We start from the raw sequence: 8,171 nt of genomic DNA on the forward strand, positions 1-8,171 counted from the left end.
GCTCCGCCGGCACCGCCGAGCGATCCCACTCAGCCTCCGGCGTGATCATCTGTGACAGAGCCCTCGACTTCGGTCGGGGGCTCTGTGCTGTCCTGGCTGGTCACCGTTCCGACACGCCCGCTAACGTGGAGGGCATGGTCTTGTCTCAGCGCCGAGTGGGCGCTTCCGGTCTTCTCGTGTCATCCACCGGCCTCGGCTGTAACAACTTCGGTCGAGCGGGGACGGTGACCGAGACGCTCTCCGGCACGAGAGAGGTGATCGACGCGGCACTCGCCAACGGCATCACGTTCTTCGACACCGCTGACATGTACGGTGCCGTGGCCGGCGCGAGTGAGGCGCTGATGGGTGAAGCCCTCGAGGGGCGTCGAGACCGTGTGGTGCTGGCCACGAAGTTCGGCCAGGAACGGGACATGGGCTACGAGTTCCCCGCGGCCCGTGGTTCTCGCCGCTACGTCCGGCGGGCGGTGGAGGAGTCGCTGCGGCGGCTTCGAACCGACTGGATCGACCTGTACCAGCTGCATCTGCCGGACCCGGAGACGCCGATCGCCGAGACGACGGACGCCCTCGACGAGCTCGTGCGTGAAGGCAAGATCCGCTACTACGGGCACTCGAATTTCACCGGATGGCAGATCGCCGAAGCGGAGTTCACGTCCCGCGCGCGATCTTCGGGCAGATTCATCTCCGCACAGAACCACTACTCCCTGCTCGCGCGCGCGGCCGAACGCGAGGTGCTGCCGGCCGTGGAGAGATACGCCCTGGGCTTCTTCCCGTACTTTCCGCTGCACAACGGACTCCTCTCGGGCAAGTTCACGCGCGACGGGGGACCGGCCTCGAGCCGCATCATGTCCACGCGTCGCCATGTCTGGGAGAACGCGCCCTGGGATGCCATCGACACCTTCCGCGACTTCTGCGACGAGCACGGCATAACGATGTTGGAGGCTTCCTTCGGTTGGCTTCTCTCGCGGCCGGCGGTTTCCAGCGTCATAGCCGGTGCGACGACACCCGAGCAGGTAGAAGCGAACGCGGCAGCGGGTGATTCGTGGCGTCCGAGCGTCGAAGACGAGAAGATCATCGACGAGCTGTTCCCTCTGCCGGCCGACCCGGGCGCCCGGGTGTGATCGCGGTGCGGGGGAGTTCTACTACGATGTGTGAGTATCCTGCGGACGCCCGACCCGTCGCAGATCCATCGGAGGCAGCACGTGGCTGAGACGAAGACGCATCGCGTCACGGTTGCGCAGCGCGCATTGCTGCTGTCCTGGGCAGGGGTCACCGATCTCGGTCGTCGTCGAGAGACGAATCAGGATGCGTTCCTTGCGGAGTTCCCCCTGTTCGTCGTCGCGGACGGCATGGGCGGCCACGCGGGTGGAGAGATCGCGAGCCGCAGCACGGTAGAGCGGCTTCAAGCCGTCGTCTCCGCGGGCGATGTCAACGGTCCTGCGATTGAGAAAGCGCTCGAACAGGCGGTGGGCGACATCGCCGACCACCCCGAGACGACCGACGAGGGCACCGGTACCACTCTCACCGGCGTCTTCTTCGCGATCACGGGCGATCAAGCCCAGTGGGTGGCCCTGAACATCGGGGATTCCCGTGTCTACCTTCTTCGCGATGACCGCCTCGTCCAGGTCACGACAGATCATTCGGTCGTGCAGGAGCTGATCACGGCGGGCAAGCTCAGTCCCGAGGAGGCCGAAGGGCACCCGTACAGCAACGTGATCACGAGGGCGGTGGGTGCGAGCGAGCTCACGGCGCCGGACTACGTGACGATCGACGTGCGCGCCGGCGATCGATTCGTCATCTGCTCCGACGGGCTCACCAAGGAGCTCACCGATTACGGGATCCAGCACTTCCTCAGGGAGCACCGCGACCCGGGCCACAGTGTGGACGCCATGCTCGCCGCGGCGTTGGAGAATGGCGGGCGTGACAACGTGACACTCATCATCGTGCAGGTTGAAGACGAGGACGACTTGTCCTCCCCAATCGAAGACACGACGGAGTAGCCGCGGGGCGCTGTGGACAGCGCCGTTCTCCGGAAGGGCATGCGATCCACTGGACGCATGGAACCCCTCCCGATCGTGCTCCCGTCGGCCCCGGTGCCGTTGCGCCGTGCTCCACTCCCTTTCATGGCGGCGATCGTTCCGATAGCCGCAGGGGTCGTGCTCTGGCTGATCACCGGATCCGTGTTCGCGCTGTGCTTCGCCGCGCTGGGACCGTTGATGATCGTGGCATCGTTCGCGGACGCGGCGCGCAACCGGCGACGTGAACGTCGGCGCGGCGCTGCGCAGTCCGAGCAGGACTGGGCGGCGGCCGAGGCCGAACTCGTACTCCGCCACCGGGAGGAGCGTGAGACCCGGTGGCTCCGCCACCCCGATACCGCGGCGAGTCTCCTGCAGCCTCCTCTCCGTGGAGCGGAGTCGCCGGATAGTGCAACCGCCCTCGTGGTGGGGGCCGGGAGTGCGCCGAGCGGAATCCGGTGCAGCGGGGGCGAAGACGGTCGTGGTCGTGAGTTCCGCGACCGTTGCGGAGTGCTCGACGACGCCCCGATCGTCGTGCCGCTGGGCGGAGGAGTGTGTCTGCGCGGCGCGCGGCCGGTGATCGTCGCCGCGGCGCGCGCGCTCCTGCTGCAACTGAGTCTTCGCTTCAGCGCGGCGCAGCTGTCGCTCGTGGGCGCTGAACTCCGCGAGTGCGGGCTGGACGCGCTGCCGCATGCGCGGCGCGCGCGCAGGGGTGGCTTCCGGGTCGGGATCGGGTCGGGCGACGCGATCCGGATGGATGCCGATGCCGTGGTCTGGTTGGCGCCGGCCGACGCCGAGGTTCCGGCGGGGATCACGACGGTGATCGACATCATCGAACCAGGACGTGCCCGGCTGCGCACCCCTCAGGGCACCGCCGTCGTCTCCGTCGAGTGCGTCTCACTCGCACAAGCGGGGATCATCGCTCGCGAGCATGTGTCGGCGGCCGGCGAGATCGATGTGCTTCCCGACTCCGTCGTTCTGCACGAGCTGGAGCAGCCACGCCCAGGCGACGGTCTGGCCGCCGCCATCGGTCGGAACGAGCACGGACAGCTGGTCGTCGACATCGTCGAAGACGGTCCTCACGCCATCGTGACGGGAACGACGGGCACCGGCAAGAGCGAGCTTCTGGTCAGCTGGGTCACCGCCATCTCCGCGGTCTACGGGCCGGACCGAGTGACATTCGTGCTCGCGGACTTCAAAGGGGGGACCGCATTCGAGCCGTTGCGCGGGTTGCGGCAGGTCGCAGCGGTCATCACGGATCTCGATGAGGGCGGTGCCCGGCGAGGCGTCTCCAGTCTCACCGCCGAGCTTCGCCGTCGGGAAGGCGTTCTCGCTGAAGCAGGCGCCCGGGACGTTCGAGAGGTCGGTATGCCGCGGTTGGTCATCGTCGTCGATGAATTCGCGGCGCTGCTGGCGGAGCATCCCGACCTGGGGGCTGTCTTCACCGACGTCGCCGCACGGGGGCGGGCGCTGGGCATGCACCTCATTCTCGGCACACAACGCGCTGCCGGAGTCGTGAGGGATGCGCTGGCGGCCAACTGTCCGCTCCGAGTCAGTCTGCGGGTCGGGGATGCCGCGGACAGCAGGCTCATGATCGGAACGGACGCCGCGGCGGAACTCCCCGGCGGAGTGGAGTCGCGGGGCCTCGCTCTCGTGCGCCGTCCGGCCGACCCCGAGCCGTCGGCGATCCGCATCGCGCTCACGAGTCCCGCGGATCTGCGAGCGGTGGGGCTGCGGTGGGCGGCGGCCGATCCGCCCCGCAGCCCGTGGCTCGCCGCGCTTCCCACACGGATCCCGCTCGCGGACCTCGTCGGTTCTGCCGCGCTGGGTCCGGATGCCATCGTGCTCGGGCGAGCCGACGAACCCGCCCGCCAAGCTCAGCCACTCGAGCTTTTGCGCTGTGGGCAGGATCGAGGAATCGTGCTGCTGGGGGCGCCGGGGTCGGGCCGCTCCACCGCCTTGCGGGCCCTGGCTGCGCAGTGGCCTGATGCTGCGTGGGTGCCGAACGACCCAGAGGCGGCGTGGGACCTCCTCACGGCGTGGGCCGTGGGGAGTGAACGGATGCCGTCGCTCGTCCTCGGCGACGACATCGACGGGGTGCTCTCGACTCTTCCCCCCGAGTACGGTCAGCAATACACGCAACGGTGGGAGCAGCTTCTCCGCGGCCGCGGGGAGACGACCTTCGTGCTGGCGGCGACAAGGGCGGCGGGCCCGCTGGGACGACTGATCGATGTTCTGCCGCGACGAGCGCTGCTTCGGATGCCGAGCCGAGTGGAGCATCTCGCGGCCGGGGGAGAGGCCTCGTCCTTCATCCGCGACCGTTCCCCGGGGCGTGCCCACATCGGCGACCGCGAGGTGCAGCTGGCATGGGCCCCGGAAGGCGCGGGGGTTCCCCCTGCCCTCGTCACACCTCCGGCCTGGGCGCCGTCGTGCGCGATCACCGCCGTCGTGACCGCCGGAGCTGCCTCGATCTCGGCGATGCTGCGTCAGGCGCATCCGGAGTCCGAGGTGATCGATGCCGGCGCGGAGCCGACGCAGCGCGACCGTCCCTGCCTCGTCGTGGGGGACGCGGAGGTGTGGCAGCGCAACTGGCCGTTATGGCAGCGCATCCGAGGGGAGGGGGAAGTGCTGATCCGTGCCGAGCAGCAGTCCGATCTCCGACAGCTCGCGGGCGTGCGGGAACTCCCGCCGTATGCGCGCACCCATGCCGGCCGAGCCTGGTCCGTCCGTGGTGCCGGAGCGCCGCGTCGCGTCGTCCTTCCTGCACTGTCGCCGCGATGAGCAGTGAGAGTCTCGGCTGGACTCGGCTGGGCTCAGCACGGAAAAGACGGGTGCGTCAGATACCGGCGCCTGGACGGATCGCGCCGACGATCGAGCCTCCGCCCGAAACCGTGAGGGGGAGTGCCTCCGCCAGCATGGCGACCTCGGCGCTGCTCAGGCCCCCTGCGCGCTCGAGGAGCGTCGCTGCCACGATCGTCGACGCGCGCGTCGCGCCGTCCAGCATCTTCATTGCGACGGTCGTACCGTTCGGGGCGACCATCACCATGACGCCCTCGGCTCCGTGTTTGGTGAAGACTCCGAGCTTCTCGATCGCGATCGTGTCGGGACGGCCGGGCCCCTCGATCGTCCAGGGGCTCTCCCGCACCGCCCGCACCAGCGAACCGGCGACGCGATGAAGGGCGAAGGGCGAGCGGTCGGAGGCGGTGCCGATGCGGTGGATGCCTCGCGCGAGGGCGGTGAGGGTCATCGCGTGGACAGGGGCTCCGCACCCGTCGATCGCCGTGTGGGCGACCTTCTCGCCTGTGAGGCGCTCGACGACATCGCGAATGTGCACCTGCAGCGGATGCGCTGGGTCGAGATAGCCGGTGGTCGGCCAACCGGTCGCCACGCACGCACGCAGCATCGCCGCATGCTTTCCGGAGCAGTTCATCCGCACACGCGTCGGCTCACCGTGCTCGCGGACGAGGTCATCGCGCGTCGCCGAATCACTCGGCCAGGACGCCGGGCACGCCAGGTCGTCCTCGGTCAGCCCGCCTTCGGTGAGGATGTCGCGAACGACGGAGGCGTGCCGGTCGGTGCCGACATGGCTCGCCGTGGAGATCGCGAGCTGTTCGCCCTCGAGCACCGCACCTGCCGTGATGCAGGCCACCGCCTGCAGGGGCTTGAGGCTCGAGCGGGGCAGGACCAACGCGTCGGGGTTGCCGTGGCGGGCGACGATGTCACCATCGGAAGAGAGCACGATCGCTGCGCCGGCGTGACGCGATTCGACGAATCCACTCCGTTCGACGACGGCGAGTTCCACGGAATCCTGAACGGTGAGAGTCTCCAGCACCCGTCAACTCTAGCGCCGGGCACGCCATCGCTCACCTCGGGTCGGTGGCCCCTGGCAGACTGAGGACATGGCAGAGTCGACCCCCCGCGCCCTCGGCGAACATCACTACGCGCTCACCTCGGTCTGGACCGGAAACACCGGCACCGGGACGTCCGGCTACCGGGACTACCGCCGCGAAGTCACCATCGAAGTCGACGGCAAGCCGGAGCTGCTCGCATCGGCGGACAAGCCGTTCCGCGGCGATCCCTCGCGGTGGAATCCGGAAGACCTCCTGCTCGCCTCACTCTCCGAGTGTCACCTGCTCTCGTACTTGCACGCGTGCGTGACGGCCGGCGTGGTCGTCGTCTCGTACCGCGACGACGCGAGCGGGATGATGCGCGAAGACGGCAAGGGCGGTGGGGCGTTCGTCGAGGTGATGCTGCGGCCCGAGGTCGTCGTGGCGGACGCGTCGATGATCGAGGCGGCCGAGCGCGCTCACGCGCAGGCGAACGAATGGTGCTTCATCGCGAACTCGATGAACTTCCCGGTGCGTCACGAGGCGACCGTCCGCGCCGTCGAGTGACTCAGCGCGGCACGGGCGTCAACGGCGCTCGTGCGGCAGGGCCTGCTTGATCTTCTCGATCGTGCCCTGCGCAGGAGCCTCGTTGTACGCTCCGGCGAGCTCCTGACCGGACAGAGCGTGGATCGCAGCCATGATCTCATCCGTCGCCAGGCGCCGCGCACGCCCGCTGGTCGCAGGTCCGTGCGGTGACAGATCGAGTGGCGCCCCGAATCGCACCGTGATGCGCTCGGAGAGCGTAGGCATCTTCGCCCCGACCGGCATCACCTTGTCCGTCCCGATCAGCCCGACCGGCACTACGGGGGCGCCCGTCTGGAGCGCGAGGAACGCGACCCCGGTACGCCCCTTGTAGAGGCGGCCATCGGTGGAGCGCGTGCCCTCCGGGTAGAGCGCGACGGCGAGTCCCTCGTCGAGGAGCTGACGCTGCAGGTCGAGAGCATCCAGAGCCGCTTGGCCGGCACCGCGGCGCACGGGGATGGCACCGATCGACTCGAAGAAGGTCTTGCTCATCCAGCCCTGGAAGCCGGTGCCTTCGAAGTAGGTCGACTTCGCGAGGAAGTGCACGGGCCGGGGTGCGGCGACCGGGATCGCGATCGAGTCGATGAATGACAGGTGGTTGCTGGCGAAGATGACGGGCCCTGTCAGAGGAACGTTCTCGCGGCCCTCGATCTTCGGCCGGTACACGAGCCGCGCCAGCGGAGTGATGAGACTGCGTCCGAGTGTGTAGGCGAACCCGGCGTGACGGGGCTTGGCAGTCTCATCTGACGACGAGGATTCCTCTTCTGACGAGGATTCGGGCTCGACGGACTGCTCAGAGGTCATCAGAGCAGGTTACTCCCGGATCCATGCCGGCGTGGGAATGAAGAGTCGCGCCGTGCCTCCCAGCGGGGGCAAAGGGCTATACGGCAGGATGGAGGTTCCCACCCGCGATCCCGAGGTCTCACTGTGCGCAAGCGTCCGCTCATCGTTCTGTCCACCGTCGCCGCGGCGACTCTGCTGCTCGCAGGCTGCTCCGGCAGTTCCGCGCCGTCGAGCTCCGGTACGCCGAGCCCGACCGCGTCGAGTGAGTGCTTGCTGGACGCGCAGCCGGGCGAGACGTCTGACGCGGTCGTCGTCGAGGGAAAGGGCCTCGACGCGAAGGTCACCGTGCCCGCGGACGCGCCTTTCGCTGACGTCGAGCGCACCATCATCTCCGAGGGAGATGGTGACGAGGTCGTCGCGAACGACCTCGTGGGTGTGAAGTTCCAGATCGTCGATGCGGCGACGGGCGAGGTCGTCGACTCTTCCGCTCGCAGCGAGGGAGGAGAAGCCTCCGTCCTGCTCGACCAGAACAGTGCGTCACTGTTCATCGCAGCCCTCGAGTGCCAGCCGCTTGGTACTCAGGTGGTTCTCGCGCTTCCCGGAAAGGTCTTCGGAGAGGGTGGTACCGCCAAAGTCGTGTACGCCGAGGCTGTCGAGCAGCTCCCCGAGGTGGCGACCGGCAAGGACGTCGACCCGACCCCGGGCATGCCGACCGTCAAGCTCGATGACAACGGCAAGCCCTCCGTCAAGATCCCGGACGGGGACGCACCGACCGAGACGAACGTCGCCGTCCTCAAGCAAGGTGATGGGGCCACAGTGGGCTCCGGTGACCTCGTGGTTGTTCAGTACCTCGGCGTCAAGTGGTCGGACGGCAAGGAGTTCGATTCCAGCTGGAGCCGCGACGCCGCCCCGACGCAGTTCCAGACCACGGGTGTGGTCGCGGGCTTCCAGAAGGCGCTCGAGGGAC

The 8,171-nt window shown here is 68.5% G+C and carries 7 protein-coding genes; 5 read left to right on the forward strand and 2 right to left on the reverse strand.

Going from position 1 to position 8,171, the window contains the following annotated elements; genetic code table 11:
* Nucleotides 1-134: 134 nt before the first annotated feature.
* The 3 genes from GZ67_RS0102165 to GZ67_RS0102175 all read left to right on the forward strand — a co-directional run bounded on the left by GZ67_RS0102165 (nucleotide 135) and on the right by GZ67_RS0102175 (nucleotide 4,793).
* Nucleotides 135-1,118, forward strand: a complete 984-nt coding sequence (locus tag GZ67_RS0102165; protein WP_029261857.1) for an aldo/keto reductase — start codon at nucleotides 135-137, stop codon at nucleotides 1,116-1,118.
* Between the two features lie 81 nt (nucleotides 1,119-1,199).
* Nucleotides 1,200-1,997, forward strand: coding sequence for a PP2C family protein-serine/threonine phosphatase (locus tag GZ67_RS0102170; protein ID WP_029261856.1), 798 nt, complete (start codon nucleotides 1,200-1,202; stop codon nucleotides 1,995-1,997).
* 57 nt (nucleotides 1,998-2,054) lie between these two features.
* Nucleotides 2,055-4,793 carry an FtsK/SpoIIIE domain-containing protein gene (locus GZ67_RS0102175; RefSeq protein WP_051662275.1) on the forward strand — a complete coding sequence of 913 codons (2,739 nt, stop codon included), beginning with the start codon at nucleotides 2,055-2,057 and terminating at the stop codon, nucleotides 4,791-4,793.
* A gap of 55 nt (nucleotides 4,794-4,848) precedes the next feature.
* Here GZ67_RS0102175 and GZ67_RS0102180 read toward each other — a convergent pair whose 3' ends face one another.
* Nucleotides 4,849-5,844: an asparaginase gene (locus GZ67_RS0102180; protein ID WP_029261854.1), complete on the reverse strand. Its 996-nt coding sequence runs from the start codon at nucleotides 5,842-5,844 to the stop codon at nucleotides 4,849-4,851.
* 67 nt (nucleotides 5,845-5,911) lie between these two features.
* On the opposite strand from GZ67_RS0102180, the gene GZ67_RS0102185 reads away from it, so the two are divergent.
* Nucleotides 5,912-6,406 carry an OsmC family protein gene (locus GZ67_RS0102185; protein WP_029261852.1) on the forward strand — a complete coding sequence of 165 codons (495 nt, stop codon included), beginning with the start codon at nucleotides 5,912-5,914 and terminating at the stop codon, nucleotides 6,404-6,406.
* Between the two features lie 18 nt (nucleotides 6,407-6,424).
* Here the strand turns inward: GZ67_RS0102185 and GZ67_RS0102190 are convergent, their stop codons facing one another.
* A complete protein-coding gene (locus GZ67_RS0102190) occupies nucleotides 6,425-7,225 on the reverse strand; it encodes a lysophospholipid acyltransferase family protein (RefSeq protein WP_029261851.1) in 801 nt (266 codons plus the stop codon).
* Nucleotides 7,226-7,348: 123 nt separating this feature from the next.
* On the opposite strand from GZ67_RS0102190, the gene GZ67_RS0102195 reads away from it, so the two are divergent.
* The coding region (locus tag GZ67_RS0102195; RefSeq protein ID WP_029273746.1) for an FKBP-type peptidyl-prolyl cis-trans isomerase at nucleotides 7,349-8,171 on the forward strand (823 nt) is incomplete at its 3' end.

This window comes from Microbacterium sp. Cr-K20 (genome assembly GCF_000708325.1).
Taxonomy (GTDB): domain Bacteria; phylum Actinomycetota; class Actinomycetes; order Actinomycetales; family Microbacteriaceae; genus Microbacterium.